Here is an 18,714-nt window from a genome sequence, read left to right on the forward strand (position 1 = left end):
TCAATCTCCTGACGTCGTGCCGAGAGAGCTCTCCGGGTAACGGTCGGCGAACCACGACTCAAGCTGCTGTATGTACTGCCTGGACTTGTAGCGTCGGATTCGTCCAATGAGCTCAAGGTCCGTTGTTTCACTGCTCGCCTCAGCATTTCCCCGGGATACGATTTGAGCCACACCATCAGCGAGATTTTCAGAAACTAGGTTTTCAAACGTGACGAGGTCTGCAGTGAGACCTGCGCCGTGATTGTGGCTCATGGCGCCGACTGGTTGAACAAGCGCAAGAAACTTGCCTAGGTGCTTGTCGTCGGTAACGAAGACTGCCGGTTGCGGAATCAGACCCCTCAACTCCGGCAGGGATGGCATTGTGGCGATCCTAGAATACGTAAGGTCAAAGCTCGTATTCCAGAGTGCATCTAGGGTGGAATCGAGACATTTTTCTTGCCTCAGCTTCATTATGTTCAAAGCCATCTCGCGCCCTGGCGAATTGCCGGCAAGCAACAAGGCTCCGAGAGTGACTTCACGTGACCCGCGACCGAAAAGCTCCGCGGCAAACAACGCGAGGCTCCCGAACGCAACCAAGGGGTCCCGTCGCTCGAGGAAAAGCTGGTAAGCCTTAAGTACCATCGCATAGGAGGGCAGGATTAAATTCTCTCTTACAATACGGAGATCCGCCTCAGGGACTCCGTTTCCGCTTTCACCGTCGTTAGGGTGCTGAGGGTCGGGCAAGACATCACTGCCTTGAGACCAAGCCTGCAGCGACCGCCGGTTGTCGACGAGGAGCCGCATGGCATTTGCACTTCGCCGAGAGTAGTTCGAGGCTTCTCTTATCCCAGGCTTTCTGCGCATCAGACTTTCTGCTGCGCCCAGACCAGGCATCACGAAGACATTCTCACTTAGGCGGGCAACTAGGTCAGCCACGCGGTTCTGGACGTTTTTTTCATCGAAAGAAGAGCCCCTACGGGAAATTGTGTCTAAATGGCCCACAACATTTGCGTCAAGAAGCAAGCTTCGAATAGAACCGTCATATTGACTTGGAAAATATAAATACTTTGACATGGATTGTGTACTTTCTTCGCAGTTGGAGCATGTTCTCGACTCATCGATCCTAGTTGGCAATGTTAGTCTCGATGCTGACTCGCACCTGAATAAAGAGCCAGTGCAACGGGGTCTGCCACACGAATAGGTGACGTCTGATCTGGCTTGCCTATGATGCGTACTGGGTTTGGTTCCGAGGTTATGAAGCGGGTGTCTGCTCCCGCTGGTGTTCATAATATGCCGCCTCAACCTCGGCGGGTGTCTGGTGACCTAGGTGTCCGTGCAGCCGTCGGGTGTTCCACCAGTGGACCCAGTTCATCGTGGCGAACTCCACCTCAGTTAGGGATCGCCACGCCGGCTGGGAGTAGATCAGCTCAGTCTTATACAGCCCGTTGACTGCCTCGGCCAGGGCATTATCGTAAGAGTCTCCGACGGTCCCAACGGAGGGTCGGATGCCGTGGTCAGCGAGTTTCTCGGTGTAGGCCACAGCGACATATTGGCCGCCACGATCGCTGTGATGAACAAGTCCTCCCTCCTCAGATCGCCTGGCAGTAGCCACAGCGTGCTCCAACGCTTCCAACGACAGTGCCTCGGTGGTCATCGAAGCCCGAGTGGCCCACCCCACAATCCGACGGGAGTAGGCATCGATCACGAAGGCTGTGTACACGAAGCCCGCACTTGCCCTGACGTAGGTGATATCGGCGACCCATAACCGTCCTGGTGCGGGGGCTCTGAAGTTGCGTTCGACCAGGTCAGGTCGATGATCTGGAACTGGGGCAGGCACCGTGGTTCGAGGTTTCCTGCCCCGCACAACACCGCAGAGTCCGGCTTTACGCATCAGCCGGTAGACCTGGTCCCGGCCGATGTCCCAGCCTTCTCGGCGTAGGGCAGGCCACATCTTCCGGACTCCGTAGACGCGGCGTGGATACGCTGGATCTCGCCGATCAACAGATCGTCTTTGAGCTCCTTGGCTGAGCGGACCCTGGTCTTAGCTGCCCGAAATCCTCGGGAGGTGATGAACCCACCTTCTGTCGCGTTGAGGACCCGACAGATGCGCTCGACTCCGAAACGATCCCTGTACTGGTCGATGTAGCGGATCATCTCGTGGTGGGACGGTCGAGCTCCGCGGTGAAAAACGCCGAAGCAGACTTCAGAATCTCATTGGCTCTCTTCAACTCGCGGTTCTCACGCCGTAGCCGCTTCAGCTCATCGAGTTCATCACTGGTGGGCCCCGGTTCTTCCCCGGCATCTCGTTTAGCCTGCTTCGCCCACGTATTCAGCGTGTGGGGCGAAACCCCTAGTTTCTGGCCGATAGCCTCAGCAGCGGCCCAACGAGAAGACTCCTCGATGCGCTGATGATCAGCCAACATTCTCAATGCCCGGTCCTTGAACTCCGGTGTATACGTCCCTGCCATAGTTCCAATCCTCTCTGCTCAACAGACCGGAACTAAACCCAGTACGCATCAGGAGGCCTCGCGCATGCCCATGCTTCAGTGTTGCCTACTGTCAGATCAGTGGGACCTCTGACACGCCACTGACATAAATCTGGGATTACTGACAAATTGAGCGAAACCTACATCTACGGTTCGACTCTCCGGCACTCCTGAACCGGAATAAAGTCGGTACGCCCTAAGTTGAGTGAGTATGACTCAAGTTTGGGTCGTCGTAGTCTGTGTGACAGGAAGGGGGCCGCGAGGCCATGGATATTGACAAGCTCACTGAGAAGTCCCGCGAGGCGGTCGCGGCTGCCGTCTCCTACGCCGGGCAGGTGAAGAACCCGCGGGTGGAGCCCGCCCACCTGCTCAAGGCACTCATGGACACCCGCGAGTCGCTCGCCGTGCAGGTGCTCAAAACCGCCGGCGCCAGCCCGGAGGCCGTCTCCTCCGCCGCCTCCGAGCTGATCTCCAAGCTGCCGCAGCTCGGCAGCGCGGCCGACCCCCAGGGATCGCCCGCCTTCGCCGGCGTCCTCAACGCGGCCCAGCGCATCGCCGAAGCCGCAGGGCACACCTACACCTCCGCCGAGCACCTGCTCCTCGCCCTGGCCACCGAGTCCCAGGACACCGCTGAGGCCATTCGCCGCGGCGGCGCCACACCGGAAGCGCTCCAGGAGGCCGCAGGCCAGGTCCGCGCCGGCCAGTCCGGCGACAGCGCCAACCCCGAGGCCACCTCCGAGGCGCTCTCCAAGTTCGGCACCGACCTGACCGCCCTCGCCAAAGACGGCAAGCTGGACCCGGTCATCGGCCGCGACGCCGAGATTCGCCGCGTGGTCCAGGTGCTCTCCCGCCGCACCAAGAACAATCCGGTGCTCATCGGCGAGCCCGGCGTCGGCAAGACCGCCGTCGTCGAAGGCCTCGCCCAGCGCATCGAACAGGGCGACGTGCCCGACGCGCTCAAGGGCAAGACCCTCATCAGCCTTGACCTCGGCGCCATGGTCGCCGGCTCCAAATACCGGGGCGAGTTCGAAGAGCGGCTGAAGGCCGTGCTCGATGAGATCAAAGCCGCCGAGGGCCAGATCATCAGCTTCATCGACGAGATCCACACCGTCGTCGGAGCCGGCGGCTCCTCCGAGGGCTCCATGGACGCCGGCAACATGCTCAAGCCCATGCTCGCCCGCGGCGAGCTGCGCCTCATCGGTGCCACCACCCTCGACGAGTACCGGGAGAACATCGAATCCGACGCCGCCCTGGAGCGCCGCTTCCAGCAGGTCTACGTCGGCGAACCCTCGGTGGAGGACACCGTCGCCATCCTGCGCGGCATCAAGGAGAAGTACGAGGCCCACCATGGAGTCGAGATCGCCGACGCCGCCCTCGTCTCCGCCGCGTCCCTCTCCGACCGGTACATCACCGGCCGGCAGCTGCCCGACAAAGCAATCGACCTCGTCGACGAGGCCGCCTCCCGGCTGAAGATGGAGATCGACTCCGACCCCGTCGAGATCGACGAGCTGCGCCGCGCCGTCGAACGCCTCAAAGTCGAGGAGCAGTGGCTCTCCCAGGAGACCGACGCCGGCTCCCAGGAGCGGCTCGAGGCCCTGCGCGCCGAACTGGCCGACAAGTCCGAGCAGCTCACCGAGCTGCAGTCCCGGTGGGAGGCCGAGCGCGGCGCCCACAAGAAGGCCGGCGAGCTGCGCACCAAGCGCGACGAGCTCAAATCCGCTGCCGAACGCGCCCAGCGCGAAGGCCACTTCGGCGAAGCCTCCCGCCTCCTCTATGGGGACATCCCCCAGATCGAGGCAGAGATCGCCGAGGCCGAAGCCCAGGAGCAGCAGGCCAACGAGGCTGACCGCATGGTCCCCGAGCGGGTCGACTCCGACGCCATCGCCGACGTCATCTCCGCCTGGACCGGCATCCCCGCCGGACGGATGCTCGCCGGTGAGACCGAGAAGCTGCTGCAGATGGAGGAGCGCATCGGCTCCCGCCTCATCGGACAGGAGCGCGCCGTCGGCTCCGTGGCCGACGCCGTCCGCCGGGCCCGCACCGGGGTCGCCGACCCCGACCGGCCCACCGGCTCCTTCCTCTTCCTGGGCCCCACCGGTGTGGGCAAGACCGAGCTGGCCAAGGCGCTCGCCGAGTTCCTGTTCGACGACGAACGCTCCATGGTCCGCATCGACATGTCCGAATACGCCGACAAGCACTCCACCGCCCGGCTGGTCGGCGCGCCCCCCGGATACGTCGGCTACGACGAAGGCGGCCAGCTCACCGAGGCGGTGCGGCGTCGGCCCTACTCGGTGGTGCTGCTGGACGAGGTGGAGAAGGCCCACCCCGAGGTCTTCGACATCCTCCTGCAGGTCCTCGACGACGGCCGGCTCACCGACGGGCAGGGCCGCACCGTGGACTTCCGCAACGTGGTGCTGATCCTCACCTCCAACCTCGGCAGCCAGTACCTGGTGGACCAGAGCCTGGACGAGGACGCCAAGCGGGAGAAGGTGATGGGTGTGGTGAGCACCGCCTTCAAGCCGGAGTTCCTCAACCGGCTCGACGACACCGTCCTGTTCGACCCGCTCGGCATGAACCAGCTGACGCCCATCGTGGACATCCAGATCCGCTCCCTGCAGGAGCGGCTCGCCGGACGGCGCCTCACCCTGGACGTCACCGACTCGGCCAAGGAATGGCTCGGCCTCACCGGCTACGACCCCGCCTACGGAGCCCGGCCGCTGCGCCGGCTCATCCAGCGGGAGATCGGGGACCAGCTCGCCAAGGCGCTGCTGGCCGGTGAGATCGCCGACGGCGACACCGTGGTGGTGGACCGTGACGAGCTCACCCTCGAGGAGCGCTCAGCCCACGGGCTCACCCTGAAGAAGGGCTGAGGCTACTCCTGGTCGCGGGGCTCGGCCGAGACGTCGACGCCGTCTGCCGTCCCGTCCTCGGCCGGGTCCTCGACGGCATCCTCATCCTCGTCGTCGGCGTCCTCGTCGAGCATGTAGTCGCCGGTGAGGGAGCCGTCGTCGCTGCGGGTGAGGAAGCATGAGACCAGCCGGTCGTCCTCCCTGTTCCAGGTGGACTCGGTGGGATGGTTGAGCTGAACGGCGAGGTCATAGTCGGCTTCGGCCACAGCGTCCTCGTTGAGGCTGAGGTCATCGTGGCACCACTCGTGCGCGGTGTCTGCGACCTCTGTGTCGCCGGGGTAGGAGCCGTCGGAGATGTTCTGCCGGAGCACCACCTGGACATCGTAGGACTGCTCGCAGTCGACGACGTCGGCGGGCTCGTCCTCCGTCGCATACCCGACCAAGCACCAGCCGGTCTCCCAGTCCTCGGGGGGAACGTCCCGGGCATGAACGCCGTCGGCGGGCTCCTCGATCCACTCCCAGGCTCCGGCGTCCTCATCCTCACCAGGTTCGCGGATGACGAACCACCACAGCAGCCCCAGGGTCACCAGAACCACCAGCGCCCCGGCGATCAGGAAGGGGATGGCGTTGAGCTGCACCCCCTGCTCAGAGGCGGCCCGGCGCTGCCGGCGAGTGGCGGGGCGGGCGATCTCGGCAGTGCTGCGGGGGTCCTCACTCATCCAAGCGGAGCCTTCCGATCGGTGCGACGCAACGGGGAGCCTCATGCTAACTTAGGGGGCACGAAGCACATCATCTGAACAGTCAAGCCCGCAGTGAACCTTCCGAGATTCCGCTGCGGCATGAGTAGATGTTAAGGGGGTCCCGCTCATGGGGCGTGGCCGTCAGAAGGCTAAAGCAACCAAGCAGGCACGGGAGATCAAGTACTTCACCCCGGACACGGACCTTTCGGCCCTGGAGCGGGAGCTCGCACAATCCCGCGGTGACGACGCCGAGGGTGCCGGCAGCGAGTACGAGGACCCCTACGCCGACGAGTTCGACGCCGATGGCGAGGAGCAGCGCTAGCCGCGATCGCTCACCGGTCTTCACGCAGCAGGCCGAGCGGGCGCACGCCGCGGCCCTGCGATCCATCGCCCGGATCGTTGAGGACTCCGTGGAGCCGCAGGCCCCGCAGTTGGCCCAAGCAGGGATTGCCGGGCTCCTCTCCGCGGGGTCTGTGCTCTGCGTGACCGGCGCAGGGGTGTCCACCGACTCCGGCATTCCCGACTACCGGGGTCCGGCGGGCTCTCTGCACCGGCACCGGCCGATGACATACCAGGAGTTCAAGTACGACGCCGCGGCGCGGCACCGGTACTGGGCCCGATCATTCGTCGGCTGGCGCCACATGGGGGCCGCGCAGCCGAACCCCGCACATCAATTTCTGGCCGCCTGGCAGCAGCGCGGCCTCCTCTCCGGCCTGGTCACCCAGAACGTGGACGGCCTGCACGCAGCCGCCGGCTCCGAGCCGGTCATCGCCCTGCACGGGAACCTGGACCAGGTCACCTGCCTGACCTGCGGCGAGACGGAGGACCGGCGGGCACTGGACCTGCGCATCGAGGAGGCCAACCCGGGATACGCGGAGGCGGCCATGGTGGCCGCCGAGAACGTGAACCCGGACGGTGACGTCACCCTCGACCAGTCCTGGGTGGACGCTTTCACGCTCATCGGGTGCCTGGCCTGCGGGGCGGACACGCTGAAGCCCGACGTCGTCTACTTCGGAGAGAACGTTCCGGAGGAGCGCAAAGCGGCGGTGCGGCAGCTGGTGGATGGCTCCTCGGCCCTGCTGGTGGTCGGCAGCTCGATGGCAGTGATGAGCGGATTCTCGATTGCGCTGGCGATGCACCGGGCCGGCAAGCCCATCGCGGTGATCAACGGCGGCCCCTCCCGCGCGGACGCCAAAGCGGACCACCGCTGGCGCACCCGCATCACCCCCGCGCTCCAGGCGCTGGATGAGGTGCTCCGAGGGCCCCCGCCCAGGCCCCCGCGACCATCGGGGCGATGGACCAGTTCGCCGAGCGGGCCGGGCGTCATCAGTTCTGAGCCAGCGGCTGAGCAGTCACGCTGACGCGCACCCGCCCAGGAAACTGAACCAAACGTACGGTACAGTTTCCGGTCGTGGATGTGATGCGGAGACTTCGCCGGCGCAGGGCGGTGAGCACGGAGACCGGACCTCTGCCCCGGGCCGACTACCGGGCCAGCGGCCCCCTCCGGCCCTCCGCGGCTCCAGACACATCCCTGTCGCGCTGGCAGCGCTGGACCGTGCTCGCCATCGTCTCCTCCGGGCTGCTGCTGGTCGCCCTGGACATGACCATCCTCTACACGGCCCTGCCGCGCCTGACCTCCGCGCTGGAGGCCAGCGCCTCCCAGCAGCTGTGGATCCTCAACATCTACCCGCTGTTCATGGCGGGCCTGCTGCCGGGCTCCGGCGCCCTCGGCGACCGGTTCGGGCACAAACGGACCTTCCAGGCCGGCATGCTGGTCTTCGGGGTCGCCTCGCTGACCGCCGCCTACTCGCCTACCCCGGAGGTGCTGATCGGCGCCAGGGCGCTGCTGGCCGTCGGCGGTGCGCTCATGCTCCCGGCCACACTGGCCCTGATCCGCATCAGCTTCTCCAATGTGCGCGAGCGCAACATCGCCATCGCCGTGTGGGCCTCCACGTTCATGGTCGCCATGGCGATGGGACCCATCGTGGCCGGTGTGCTGCTGGAGTTCTTCTGGTGGGGCGCAGTGTTCCTCATCAACCTGCCGATCGTGGTGGCCGCCTCCATCGCCATGGTCCTGGTGGGACCGCGCAACGTCTACGACGCGGCGCGGAAGTGGGACGCGGTGTCCTCGGCCCAGGCACTGGTGGGCATGGGGGCCGCGGTGCTGGCCATCAAGACCTGGGCAGAATCTCCCATCGACTATCCGGTCGCGATCGTCTCCACGGCGGTGGGCGCCGTCGTGCTCACCCTTTTCGCCCGGCGGCAGGTGCGCCTGGGCCGCGAATCAGAGCCGCTGATCGACTTCGGGATGTTCCGCAACCGCGGCTTCACCGGCGGGGTCATCGGCGCGGGACTGGCCACGTTCATCACCGCCGGGGTCCAGCTGGCAGTAGCCCAGCGGTACCAGCTGCTGGAGGGGTTCAGCCCGCTGCAGGCCGGGCTGCTGGTCACCGCGCTGGCGGTGGGCTCCGCTCCGTTCTCCCTGGTGGGCGGGGCCCTGCTGCAGCGGGTGGGACTGCTGGTGCTCATCGGCGGGGGCATGGGCGTGGCGGCCCTGGGCACGGTCGCCGCTGCGCTCTCCGCCTTTCAGGACACCCTGCCGGGCTTAGTGGCCTCCCTGGTGGTCGCCGGTGCGGGAATGGGGTGCTCCATCTCGGTGGCCTCCACAGCCATCATGGGCAATGTGCCGCCGCACCGTGCCGGTATGGCCGCCTCCACCGAGGAGGTGTCCTATGAGTTCGGCAACCTGCTCGGCGTCGCGCTGCTGGGCGCCCTGCTGACGCTGGTGTACACCCACGCGCTGATCCTGCCGGAGGGAGCTGAGGGGTACACGGGCGCCTCGCCGGCCGCTGCCCTCGAGAGCGGAGACGCCGGTGTCATCGATGCGGCCTCATCGGCGTTCGACGCCGCCTACCTCAGCGTCCTGGTCACCCTCGCCGCAGTGATGATCGCCGGCTCCATCGCAGCCGCGGCCTTCCTCTGGCCCTACAAGCCCGGCACCGAGTCCCAGGCCTACCCCAATAATCACTAAGGTAAGGCAAGAGATCGAGCCGGGGCCCCGGCTCAGCGCGAAGCGATGAGATGGGAAGCGAGTGAACGTGCGGGAGTCCAAGCGTGAGCAGGCACTCGAGGCGGCCACCCGGGTGGTTCAGCGGGACGGGGTGACCGCCCTGTCCTATGAGGCTGTGGCCGCAGAGGCCGGCCTGACCAAGGGTGGGCTCGTCTACCACTTCCCCTCCCGTGAGGCGCTGCTGCGCGCCCTCCACGAGCACGTCTCCGGCGGCTGGGAGCGCTACATGGCCCAGCAGGTCAGCGACGAGAGCGCACTCGCTCACCCCGATGAGCTGGACGATCACAGCCGGCTCGAAGCCTACGTGCGCGGATCAGCAAGCCCCGCGGGCAACCCGGACCGCGCCGAGCTGCAGCTGATGCTTCAGGCCGCCGAAGACCCTGAGTCGCAGGCCATATGGAGCGGGGTGCATGACCGCTGGGCCCCCCGGCTGCCGGAGGAGGCCGACGACGAGGCGGTGGACAGGTTCTTGGCCCGGCTGGCCTCGGACGGGCTGTGGCTCTACGAAGCCCTCGCAGACCGGCAGCTGGATCCCTCCCTGCGGGAGAGGCTGATCCGGCGCATCCTTGAGCGGGGAGGGGCAGGCGGAGCAGGCTCCTGAACGTTCGCCCTTGCCGTGTGGAGGATAGGTCCAGGATCCAGCTTCTAGGATGGTCGGACCCGGCTTCTGCCGGGAAGCTCACCAGCACACATGGAGGATCCGTCTCATGAGCCAGCCGATCACCCCCCAGCGATTCGGCCGACGGCCTGCCGCTTGGCTGTCCCTCGCAGCTGCTGGCACTCTGGTGCTCGCCGCCTGCGCCGACCCGACTGCCGAATCGGACGAGGACGGCGAGGACGCGGACTCCGGCGCTGTCACCGTCGGCTCGGCAGACTTTCCGGAATCCGAAATCGTCGCCTACCTCTACGCCCACGCGCTCGAGGACAGCGGGGTCGACGTCAGCACCAGCATGAACATCGGCTCCCGGGAGGCCTATGTGCCCGCCCTGGAGGACGGTTCGATCGACCTGATCCCCGAGTACACCGGGAACCTCCTCTTCTACTTGGACGATGACTCCGAAGCGGCGGACGCTGAGAGCATCAACGAGGAGCTCCCGGAGGCCCTGGAGGAACGAGGCCTGGAGATGCTGTCCCCCGCCGAGGCCGAGTCGACCGACGCGGTGGTGGTCACCTCCGAGACGGCCGAGGAGTGGGAGCTGACCACCATCGCCGACCTGGCTGACCGCTCCGAGGACATCACCTTCGCCGGACCTCCCGAGTTCCAGGAGCGCTCAGTCGGTCTGCCGGGGCTCGAGGAGAACTACGGCCTGAGCGTCTCCAGCTACACCCCCATCTCCGACGGCGGGGGGCCGGCCACCGTGGATGCTCTGGTCGGAGGCGACGTCACCGCGGCCAACATCTTCACCACCAGCCCCGCCCTGCCGGAGAACGACCTCGTGGTGCTCGAGGACCCGGAGAGCAACTTCCCCGCCCAGCAGGTGGTGCCCATCATCAGCAGCGACGCACTGGACGACGAGATCGCCGAAACCCTCGACTCGGTGTCGGGGCTGCTGAGCACCGAGGAGCTGATTGAGCTCAACGACCGCGTCGGCGGCAGCGAGAACCAAGAGCCGTCCGACGCGGCCATGGAATGGCTCCAAGAGCACGGTCTGATCGACGGATGAGCACTGCAGGCGCCGCCGAAGGGCCCGCCCTGCGGAAGCGCGGGACCCCGTGATCACCTTCAGCGCAGTGTCGAAGGTGTACCCGGACGGCACCTCCGCCGTGGACGGCCTCAGCCTGACCGTGGAGGCGGGGACCGTCACCGTGTTCGTGGGACCCTCGGGATGCGGCAAGACCACCGCGATGCGGATGATCAACCGGATGACCGAGCCCACTGAGGGCACGCTGTCGGTGAACGGCGCCGACACCGCCGAGGCAGACCGCACCCAGCTGCGCCGAGGAATCGGCTACGTCATGCAGCACGCCGGACTGCTGCCGCACCGCTCCGTGCTGGACAACGTGGCCACTGTGCTGCGGCTCACAGGCGAGAGCAGAAAGGCTGCTCGTCGCATCGCCTACGACATGCTTGCCCGGGTCGGCTTGGAAGAGTCCCTGGCCGCGAGATACCCCTCGCAGCTCTCCGGGGGCCAGCAGCAGCGCGTGGGCGTTGCCCGGGCCCTCGCCTCAGACCCGCCCATCCTGCTGATGGATGAGCCCTTCAGCGCCGTGGACCCGCTGGTGCGCCAGGACCTGCAGCAGGAGCTCCTGCGCCTGCAGGCGCAGCTGAGGAAGACCATCGTCTTCGTCACCCACGACATTGAGGAGGCCCTGCTGCTCGGCGACAAGATCGCCGTCTTCGGCCCCGGCGGGGTGCTCCAGCAGCATGACAGCCCCGAGCAGGTCCTCACGGCCCCCGCCAATGACTTCGTCTCCCGGTTCGTCGGGCGCGAAAGGGGCATCCGTTCGCTCGCCTTCGCCAGCGCCGCAGGCGTGCCCATCACTCCGGCATCCGGCGCCGGCGGGGGCCGGGTGGCGCTGCAGCGTGGCTGGGCCCTCATCGTGGACGCCGAGGGGCGCCCCGAGACGTGGGAGGACTCCTCCCAGGTCAGGACACCGGTGACCGCTGCCCTCAGCGAAGACGGAAGCCTCAGAGCCGCCGTGGATGCTGTGCTGTCCTCCCCCGCCCACATGGCTCCGGTGACAGACAGATCAGGGCGTCTGATCGGAGCGGCGGAGGGCACGGACGTCTTCGCTGCTCTCGCAGGGCACGCCAGGAGCTGACCAGCGGTGAACTGGGCTCTGAACAACTTCTCGCGGCTGATGGAGCTGTTCTGGGAGCATACGGTGCTCGCCACGATTCCCACCGTGCTGGGGCTGCTCATCGCGGTGCCCCTGGGACTGCTGCTGAACGACGGCCGCAGCGGCCGCAGGATCGCGGTGGCACTGGCCTCCGTGGCCTTCACCATCCCCTCCCTGGCGCTGTTCGTGACCATACCCACCCTCATCGGAACCCAGATCCTTGATCCCATCAACGTGATCGCCGCGCTGACGCTGTACTCGGCGGCCCTGACGCTGCGGTCGGTCTTCGACTCCCTCGACGCCGTGGACAGCAGCGTCCGCGACGCAGCTCAGGCCAGCGGCTTCTCCCGGCTCTCCCGGGCCGTCTTCGTGGACCTGCCGCTGGCCGTGCCCGTGCTCACCGCCGGGCTGCGCGTAGCCTGCGCCACCAACGTCTCCCTGGTCTCAGTCGGCGCAGTCATCGGAGTCGGCGGGCTGGGGGAGCTCTTCACCTCCGGCTACCAGCGCAGCTACCCCGACCAGATCTTTGCCGGAATCCTGGCCATCATGGTGCTCGCCTTCATCCTCGACCGGCTCATCGCCGCAGCAGGATGGCTGCTCACCCCCTGGGAGCGTGCCCATGCTGGCTGACATGTTCGCCTACTTCGCCGAGGCGGAGAACTGGCTCGGGGACCAGGGCATTCTCATCCGTGTGGGCCAGCACCTCTGGTACTCCTTCATCGCCGTGGTGCTGGGGGCGGTCATCGCCGTGCCTGCCGGAATCTATGTGGGCCATACGGGGCGGGGCCAGACCCTCATCGTCACGGCCGCCAATTCGCTGCGGGCCATACCGTCCCTGGGCCTGATGACCCTGCTGGTGCTCTTCATGGGGCTGGGCCTGCTGCCCCCGGTCCTGGCGCTGGTCACGCTGGCCGTCCCGCCGCTGCTGGCGGGGGTCTACTCCGGCATGCGCAGCGTGGACCGGGCCGTGGTGGACGCTGCCTGGGCGATGGGCATGGCGCGCCGTCAGGTGATAGGGGTCGAGCTGCGCAACGCGCTGCCCGGCATGGTCGCGGGCCTGCGCGGAGCGGCTCTGCAGGTGATCGCCACCGCCATGATCGCCGCCTACGTGAATCTCGGCGGGATCGGCAGGTACATCTTCGACGGCCTGGCCCTCTACGACTACGGACGTGTGCTGGTCGGCGCGGTGCTGGTCACGGTGCTGGCCCTGACAGTCGACGGGCTGCTCGCGGTGGTCGGCAGGCTCGTGCAGCCGGGAGCGAAGGCGCCCAGCAGGAGAGCCGCCAAGACCCTCCGCGCAGGGACAGTCTGAGGAGAGGCAGGGGCGCTCAGGCGGAGTAGGCGCCGGTCAGCAGCACGCCGCCGCCGTCCACGCCCTTGGCGCCCTGGGCGAAGTCCTCGCTGGAGACGTCCACCGCGTCAGGGCGGTACTCGGTGACCTCGCCGATGACCCAGGCTGACTGGCCGGCCGCGTTGAGGTGAGCCACGGCGTCGTCGGCCTTCTCGGCTGACACCACGGCCACCATCCCCACGCCCAGGTTCCAGGTGCGCTCCGCATCCGCCTGCGGCACCCGGCCCAGATCGGACAGCACGCTGAACACCGCCGGGACAGACCAGGAGGACCGGTCCACGGTGGCCAGCATCCCCGCCGGAAGCACACGGGCGAGGTTCGCGGCGAGGCCGCCGCCGGTGACATGGCTGAATCCGCGCACCGGTGCCTCCGGGGAGATCTCGCCCTCAGCAGGGTCGCCGTTGAAGGCGGTCACCAGATCCAGGCATGGCGCGGTGTACAGGCGAGTCGGCTCCAGCAGCTCCTCGCCCAGGGTGCGTCCGAACTCCGGCACCTGCCGGGAGAACGCCCAGCCGGCGTCCGCGACGATGCGTCGCACCAGCGAGTACCCGTTGGAGTGGATGCCGGAGGATGCCATCGCGATGATCCTGTCGCCGGCGCGGACCCGCTCGGGGCCCAGCACCGCGGAGGCGTCCACCACGCCGGTGGCCGCGCCCGCGACGTCGTACTCGTGCTCGTCCAGCAGCCCCGGGTGCTCGGCCGTCTCCCCGCCGACCAGGGCGGTGCCGGCCTCCGCGGCGGCCTTCGCCACCCCGGAGACGATGTCGGCGATGCGGGCCGGCTCCACCTTCCCGCAGGCGATGTAGTCGGTCATGAACAGCGGCTTGGCGCCCATGACCACAATGTCGTCCACGACCATGCCGACCAGGTCGAAGCCGATGGTGTCGTGCTTGTCCACCGCCTGGGCGATCGCCACCTTGGTGCCCACCCCGTCGGTGCTGGTGGCCAGCAGCGGATGGGGCAGACGCTTGAGCTCAGCGGCGTCGAACAGTCCCGCGAAGGCGCCCACACCGCCCATCACCTGGGGGCCGTGGGTGGCCTCCACATGCGCCTTCATCAGCTCGACGGCACGGTCGCCGGCCTCGGTGTCCACGCCCGCGGACGCATAGGTGGTGGGTTCGGTCACTTAAGAGGTCACTTCCTCGCGCAGCGGCGGCTCGGTCTCGTCCAGCTCGAACTCGGAGTCGGGCCCCGGCTCGCACCCGGTCTGGGGCCGCTGGTAGGGCATTCCGGGAAGGCGGGGCTGCTCCAGCAGCATCTTGCCGCGCCGGTTCTCCGGGGGCAGCTCGATCGGGTACTCCCCGGAGAAGCAGGCGGTGCACAGGGTGGAGCGGGGCTGCCCGGTGGCGGCGATCATCCCGTCCTCGCTGATGTAGGCCAGGGAGTCAGCCCCCACGGCCGCGGCGATCTCCTCCATGGTGGCGCCGTTGGCGATCAGCTCCGCCCTGGTGGCAAAGTCGATGCCGTAGAAGCAGGGCCACTTGATGGGCGGGGAGGAGATCTTCACGTGGACCTCAGCCGCGCCGGCCTCCTTCAGCATGCCTACGATGGCGCGCTGGGTGTTCCCGCGGACGATCGAATCGTCCACGACGACGACGCGCTTGCCGGCCACCACATGCTCCAGCACGTTGAGCTTCAGCCGGATGCCCAGCTGCCGCAGCGTCTGGGAGGGCTGGATGAACGTGCGGCCCACATAGGCGTTCTTGATGAACCCCTGGGCGAACGGCAGGCCGGACTGCTCTGCGTAGCCGACCGCCGCAGGGGTGCCGGACTCGGGCACCGGGATGACGATGTCGGCGTCGTGCTTCTCCTCGCGGGCGAGCTGCCGGCCCATCTCCACCCGTGACTCGTACACGGAACGTCCGTTGATGGTGGCGTCCGGGCGGGCCAGATACACGTACTCGAACGCGCACCGGGCAGGCTTGGACTCGGCGAACCGGTGGGAGCGGACCCCTTCGGCGTCGATCGCGATGAGCTCGCCGGGCTCGATCTCACGGATCACGGAGGCGCCCACTGTCGCCAGGGCCGACTGCTCGGAGGCGACCACCCAGCCGCGGCTCAGCCGGCCCAGCACCAGCGGCCGCACGCCCTGCGGATCGCGGGCCGCATAGAGGGTGTTCTCGTCCATGAGCGCCAAGCAGAACGCGCCCTTGAGCTGCGGGAGCAGGGCCAGGGCCTGCTCCTCGAGGGAGTTGCCGGGCTCGTCGTGCAGCAGGGCGGTGACCAGGGCCGTGTCCGTGGTGTTGCCCTGGGCGAGCTCGCCGAAGGACCGCTCGCCGTGCCGCTCAATGACTTTGTCCCGCAGCTCCGCGGAGTTGGTGAGGTTGCCGTTGTGCCCCAGGGCGACGGTCCCGTGCGGGGTGGCGCCGAGGGTGGGCTGGGCGTTGGCCCAGTTGTTCGCCCCGGTGGTGGAGTACCGGCAGTGCCCGACAGCGATGTGCCCGGTCAGCGCGGACAGGGTCGCCTCGTCGAACACCTGGGAGACCAGCCCGACGTCCTTGTAGATCTTGATGCTGCGCCCGTCGCTGGCGGCGATCCCGGCGGACTCCTGCCCGCGGTGCTGCAGCGCGTAGAGGCCGTAGTAGGCGAGCTTGGAGACCTCCTCGCCCGGCGCCCACACCCCGAACACCCCGCATTCGTCCTGCGGGAGCGGGTCCTCGTCGAGGAGGTCGAAGCTCAGGCGCGACGTTGTATCAGGCACTGCGCGGGCCCTCATTTCCCTCACTGGGGGAGCTGCCCCGGCCGTTGCGGGACAGGCGCTCCATCTCGTAGGTGGTGGTCCGGCGCCGCATGATCCTCTCCGTGACGAGGTAGGCGGTCGCCCCGAGCATCAGGGCGGGGACCGCGTAGAACATCGTGAGGGTGCCGATGGAGGCTGTGCGGGTGTAGTTCTCCGCCGGCGGGGTGGAGTACACGGTGATGATCGCAGCGGTGAACGCGAGGATCAGGGCGCCCGCAAGGAACGGGATGAGCTTGGGCGTGCTGCGCACACGCGCACGACGACGCGGCTCGTGTGAAGGCATGGGACCAGTCTACTGCCTTGGCGCGTCTGCGCGCGCGGGTGGTGACAGGATGCACATGCCCTAGGATGAGCGGGCTATGAGCACCCCTGCTGAAGCCGTCCCCGTCGCGCCGTCGCCGTGGCGCGCCCGGCTGGGGGAGTGGGTGGAGTCCAGCCCCGTGCAGCGGCTCGTGATCCTGGTGATCCTCGTCAACGCGGTGGTCCTCGGCCTGGAGACCTCCCCGGAGATGATGGACGCCGTCGGGCCGGTGCTCGTCACCATCGACGTGATCTGCCTGGCCATCTTTGTGGTCGAGATCGCCCTGAAGCTGCTCGCCTTCGGCTGGCGGTTCTTCCGGGATCCCTGGAACGTCTTCGACTTCCTGGTGGTCGGCGCGGCCCTGGTGCCCGCCGGCGAGGGCTTCGAGGTGCTCCGCACCCTGCGCGTGCTGCGTGTGCTGCGGCTGATCTCCCAGCTTCCCCAGCTGCGCAAAGTCGTCGGCGCGCTGCTCGCCGCGATCCCCGGGATCCTCTCCACCGGCCTGCTGCTGGGCATCATCTTCTACGTGGCCGCGGTGATGGCCACCACCTTCTTCCGAGAGACCATGCCGGAGTACTTCGGGAACTTCTGGTCCTCGCTGTTCAGCCTCTTCCAGATCGCCACCCTCAGCTCCTGGGAGACCATTGTGCGCCCGGCGATGGAGGAGCACTCGTGGGCCTGGGCATTCTTCATCCCGTTCATCATCCTGGCCGCCTTCACGGCCCTGAACCTGATCATCGCGGTGATCGTGGATGCCATGAATACGCTGCACGACATGCCCAGCGCCAAAGTCGAAGACGACCACCGCACCACCCCCGCCGAGGCCGACGCCGAGCAGGACGCCGAGGGCGAGCCTCGCCGCGACAGCGAAATCGTCTACCAGGAGCTCAGGGCCCTCCGCTCAGAGGTCGCCGAGCTGACGGAGCTGCTGCAGCGCAGCGGCCGGGGATGAAGCGGGGCATCCGGCTCGGAAGCTGGGCAAGGCCCGGGAGCTTCACGACCCGGAGGCATCAGATGAGCGGGAGCACAGCTGAGAGGTCGGCCCGGGTGCCGGAGGCGCTGATCCTGCCGGCCGCGCAGGCCTCATTCCAGGAGAGCCTGCCCGTGGCGAGGCCGAGCCAGGTCTCGGCGTCGAGCTCCACCACATTCGGGGGCGTCCCGCGGGTGTGGGCGGGACCCTCCACGCATTGGGTGACCCCCCACGGCGGAACACGCACCTCCACGCTGCTGCCGCGGGCACGCTCCGCCAGCTCCTCCAGCAGGTACCGCACCGCTGCTGCGCGGGTCTTCCGGTCGGTGTCTGAGCCGGCCTCCTGGTCGCGGATCCAGGAGCGGACTGCGGCGGAGCCCTGCTCAGCGGAGATACGACGTCGCGCCATCGCTACAGCACGCTGGTCACGGCTTCGCTGAGCCGGACGGCGCCCACGGTGCGCTGGTCGGCCCCGCCGGTGATCGGCTTCAGGATCTTCTTCAGCACCGCGGAGAGCCGGTCGAGGTCCACCGCGCCGTGAGAGGCCAGCAGGCTCAGCCCCACCAGATAGTTGGCGCGGGCGGCGCCGTCGAGGGTCTTGACCGCGGCGGCTGTGCCGTCAGGGGCGGCGAGCACCAGCACCCCCTCCGCGCCGAGCTTGGAGATGATCCCGAGGTCCTCCATCACCACGGTGTCGGTCTCCCGGCGGCCGTGGACCAGCCACGGGTAGTCGAGCATCGCCTGGGCGACGGTGAAGGCGTGCAGCTCGGCGCCGCGGTCCCGCTGGGCGCCGGCGACCTTCCCGATGCCGCGGGCCAGCCCGGTCAGGCTCAGCGCCGGCGCGGGCGCCCCGCATCCGTCCACCCCCACGGCGGCGGGGCGTTCGCCGGCGTACTCCTCGATGACCTCCAGCACGGACTGCTGCAACGGGTGCTCCGGGTCGGTGTAGGTGGCCAGCCGGGAGCCCTGGGTGCGGACGGCGGCGAGGAACGCGGCGTGCTTGCCGGAGCAGTTGTAGGCCAGCGGGGTGGCCTCATGGCCGGCCTCGATGTGGACCTTCAGGTCCAGCTTCTGCGAGGGCAGGGCCGGCGGGCAGCGCAGATGGGTCTCGTCCAGGCCTTCGGCGCGGAGAGTCTCGGCCACCAGCTGCTGGTGCCTGCGGGATCCCACATGCGAGCCGCAGGCGATCGCCACCGCCTCCGGAGAGATCAGCGCGCCGGTGCGCAGGGAGGCGATGGCCTGCAGGGGCTTCAGCGTGGAGCGGGGGAACATCACCTTGCCGGGCGCCCCCAGAGAGTGGGCGACGCTGCCGTCGGGACGGACCAGCACGGCCGAGCCGAGATGGCGGGACTCGACGATGCCGGCCCGGGTCACCACGGCCAGCTCGGCGGAATCGGCCGCGGAGGCGGTCTGGACTGTGCTCATGAGTGCTCAGCCTACCGAGCGA

Annotated in this window: 17 protein-coding genes and 1 pseudogene; 10 read left to right on the forward strand and 8 right to left on the reverse strand. The window is 67.7% G+C overall.

Translation table 11 applies throughout. The features are described from left to right. On the reverse strand, positions 1 to 1,002 hold the full coding sequence (locus FWJ47_RS03030; RefSeq protein ID WP_147103908.1) for a hypothetical protein: 1,002 nt from the start codon (positions 1,000 to 1,002) through the stop codon (positions 1 to 3). A 229-nt stretch (positions 1,003 to 1,231) separates the two neighbouring features. Further along, positions 1,232 to 2,447, reverse strand: a pseudogene (locus FWJ47_RS03035) (IS3 family transposase). A 284-nt stretch (positions 2,448 to 2,731) separates the two neighbouring features. On the opposite strand from FWJ47_RS03035, the gene clpB reads away from it, so the two are divergent. Beyond that, positions 2,732 to 5,335, forward strand: a complete 2,604-nt coding sequence (clpB, locus tag FWJ47_RS03040) for an ATP-dependent chaperone ClpB (protein ID WP_147103911.1) — start codon at positions 2,732 to 2,734, stop codon at positions 5,333 to 5,335. 2 nt (positions 5,336 to 5,337) lie between these two features. On the opposite strand, the gene FWJ47_RS03045 is transcribed toward clpB, so the two are convergent. Beyond that, entirely contained in the window at positions 5,338 to 6,033 is a 696-nt protein-coding gene (locus FWJ47_RS03045; RefSeq protein ID WP_147103914.1) for a hypothetical protein, read from the reverse strand. 148 nt (positions 6,034 to 6,181) lie between these two features. Between FWJ47_RS03045 and FWJ47_RS03050 the strand changes: the two genes are divergently transcribed. The 8 genes from FWJ47_RS03050 to FWJ47_RS03085 all read left to right on the forward strand — a co-directional run bounded on the left by FWJ47_RS03050 (position 6,182) and on the right by FWJ47_RS03085 (position 13,217). Further along, a complete protein-coding gene (locus tag FWJ47_RS03050) occupies positions 6,182 to 6,376 on the forward strand; it encodes a DUF3073 domain-containing protein (protein ID WP_147103916.1) in 195 nt (64 codons plus the stop codon). Next, complete coding sequence (locus FWJ47_RS03055; protein ID WP_147103919.1) at positions 6,357 to 7,415, forward strand: Sir2 family NAD-dependent protein deacetylase; 1,059 nt, start codon at positions 6,357 to 6,359, stop codon at positions 7,413 to 7,415. The genes FWJ47_RS03050 and FWJ47_RS03055 overlap by 20 nt, the downstream gene beginning before the upstream one ends. Positions 7,416 to 7,474: 59 nt before the next feature. Then, positions 7,475 to 9,085, forward strand: coding sequence for an MFS transporter (locus FWJ47_RS03060; RefSeq protein ID WP_147108825.1), 1,611 nt, complete (start codon positions 7,475 to 7,477; stop codon positions 9,083 to 9,085). Between the two features lie 61 nt (positions 9,086 to 9,146). Then, positions 9,147 to 9,725, forward strand: coding sequence for a TetR/AcrR family transcriptional regulator (locus FWJ47_RS03065; RefSeq protein ID WP_246126136.1), 579 nt, complete (start codon positions 9,147 to 9,149; stop codon positions 9,723 to 9,725). Positions 9,726 to 9,831: 106 nt separating this feature from the next. Beyond that, the gene (locus FWJ47_RS03070; protein WP_147103922.1) at positions 9,832 to 10,788 is read left to right on the forward strand and encodes an ABC transporter substrate-binding protein; all 957 of its coding nucleotides are present in this window, start codon (positions 9,832 to 9,834) and stop codon (positions 10,786 to 10,788) included. 49 nt (positions 10,789 to 10,837) lie between these two features. Continuing rightward, the gene (locus FWJ47_RS03075; RefSeq protein WP_147103925.1) at positions 10,838 to 11,887 is read left to right on the forward strand and encodes an ABC transporter ATP-binding protein; all 1,050 of its coding nucleotides are present in this window, start codon (positions 10,838 to 10,840) and stop codon (positions 11,885 to 11,887) included. 6 nt (positions 11,888 to 11,893) lie between these two features. Beyond that, positions 11,894 to 12,535 carry an ABC transporter permease gene (locus FWJ47_RS03080; protein ID WP_246126137.1) on the forward strand — a complete coding sequence of 214 codons (642 nt, stop codon included), beginning with the start codon at positions 11,894 to 11,896 and terminating at the stop codon, positions 12,533 to 12,535. Then, positions 12,525 to 13,217, forward strand: coding sequence for an ABC transporter permease (locus tag FWJ47_RS03085; RefSeq protein WP_147103928.1), 693 nt, complete (start codon positions 12,525 to 12,527; stop codon positions 13,215 to 13,217). Before FWJ47_RS03080 ends, FWJ47_RS03085 begins: the two co-directional genes overlap by 11 nt. Positions 13,218 to 13,233: 16 nt before the next feature. Here the strand turns inward: FWJ47_RS03085 and purM are convergent, their stop codons facing one another. The 3 genes from purM to FWJ47_RS03100 are packed head-to-tail and all read right to left on the reverse strand — an operon-like array spanning position 13,234 to position 16,279. Beyond that, positions 13,234 to 14,382 (reverse strand): phosphoribosylformylglycinamidine cyclo-ligase, encoded by a 1,149-nt coding sequence (gene purM / locus FWJ47_RS03090; protein WP_147103931.1) that lies wholly within the window; start codon positions 14,380 to 14,382, stop codon positions 13,234 to 13,236. After that, entirely contained in the window at positions 14,383 to 15,972 is a 1,590-nt protein-coding gene (purF, locus tag FWJ47_RS03095; protein ID WP_147103935.1) for an amidophosphoribosyltransferase, read from the reverse strand. Continuing rightward, on the reverse strand, positions 15,950 to 16,279 hold the full coding sequence (locus tag FWJ47_RS03100; RefSeq protein WP_147103938.1) for a hypothetical protein: 330 nt from the start codon (positions 16,277 to 16,279) through the stop codon (positions 15,950 to 15,952). Before FWJ47_RS03100 ends, purF begins: the two co-directional genes overlap by 23 nt. Positions 16,280 to 16,355: 76 nt before the next feature. Between FWJ47_RS03100 and FWJ47_RS03105 the strand changes: the two genes are divergently transcribed. Then, positions 16,356 to 17,249, forward strand: coding sequence for an ion transporter (locus tag FWJ47_RS03105; RefSeq protein ID WP_147103941.1), 894 nt, complete (start codon positions 16,356 to 16,358; stop codon positions 17,247 to 17,249). Between the two features lie 58 nt (positions 17,250 to 17,307). Here FWJ47_RS03105 and FWJ47_RS03110 read toward each other — a convergent pair whose 3' ends face one another. Next, a complete protein-coding gene (locus FWJ47_RS03110; protein ID WP_147103943.1) occupies positions 17,308 to 17,676 on the reverse strand; it encodes a sterol carrier family protein in 369 nt (122 codons plus the stop codon). 2 nt (positions 17,677 to 17,678) lie between these two features. After that, a complete protein-coding gene (locus FWJ47_RS03115; protein WP_147103946.1) occupies positions 17,679 to 18,692 on the reverse strand; it encodes an asparaginase in 1,014 nt (337 codons plus the stop codon). Positions 18,693 to 18,714 lie beyond the last annotated feature (22 nt).

The sequence above is a fragment of the Nesterenkonia populi genome, assembly GCF_007994735.1.
Taxonomy (GTDB): Bacteria; Actinomycetota; Actinomycetes; order Actinomycetales; family Micrococcaceae; genus Nesterenkonia; species Nesterenkonia populi.

Bases quoted from the DNA above. Each gene is read 5' to 3' on its own strand.
- FWJ47_RS03050 (WP_147103916.1), top strand. From the start codon at position 6,182: ATGGGGCGTGGCCGTCAGAAGGCTAAAGCAACCAAGCAGGCACGGGAG.
- clpB (WP_147103911.1), top strand. From the start codon at position 2,732: ATGGATATTGACAAGCTCACTGAGAAGTCCCGCGAGGCGGTCGCGGCT.
- FWJ47_RS03060 (WP_147108825.1), top strand. From the start codon at position 7,475: ATGCGGAGACTTCGCCGGCGCAGGGCGGTGAGCACGGAGACCGGACCT.
- FWJ47_RS03110 (WP_147103943.1), bottom strand. From the start codon at position 17,676: ATGGCGCGACGTCGTATCTCCGCTGAGCAGGGCTCCGCCGCAGTCCGC.
- purF (WP_147103935.1), bottom strand. From the start codon at position 15,972: ATGAGGGCCCGCGCAGTGCCTGATACAACGTCGCGCCTGAGCTTCGAC.
- FWJ47_RS03100 (WP_147103938.1), bottom strand. From the start codon at position 16,279: ATGCCTTCACACGAGCCGCGTCGTCGTGCGCGTGTGCGCAGCACGCCC.
- FWJ47_RS03055 (WP_147103919.1), top strand. From the start codon at position 6,357: ATGGCGAGGAGCAGCGCTAGCCGCGATCGCTCACCGGTCTTCACGCAG.
- FWJ47_RS03085 (WP_147103928.1), top strand. From the start codon at position 12,525: ATGCTGGCTGACATGTTCGCCTACTTCGCCGAGGCGGAGAACTGGCTC.
- FWJ47_RS03045 (WP_147103914.1), bottom strand. From the start codon at position 6,033: ATGAGTGAGGACCCCCGCAGCACTGCCGAGATCGCCCGCCCCGCCACT.
- FWJ47_RS03115 (WP_147103946.1), bottom strand. From the start codon at position 18,692: ATGAGCACAGTCCAGACCGCCTCCGCGGCCGATTCCGCCGAGCTGGCC.
- FWJ47_RS03105 (WP_147103941.1), top strand. From the start codon at position 16,356: ATGAGCACCCCTGCTGAAGCCGTCCCCGTCGCGCCGTCGCCGTGGCGC.
- FWJ47_RS03070 (WP_147103922.1), top strand. From the start codon at position 9,832: ATGAGCCAGCCGATCACCCCCCAGCGATTCGGCCGACGGCCTGCCGCT.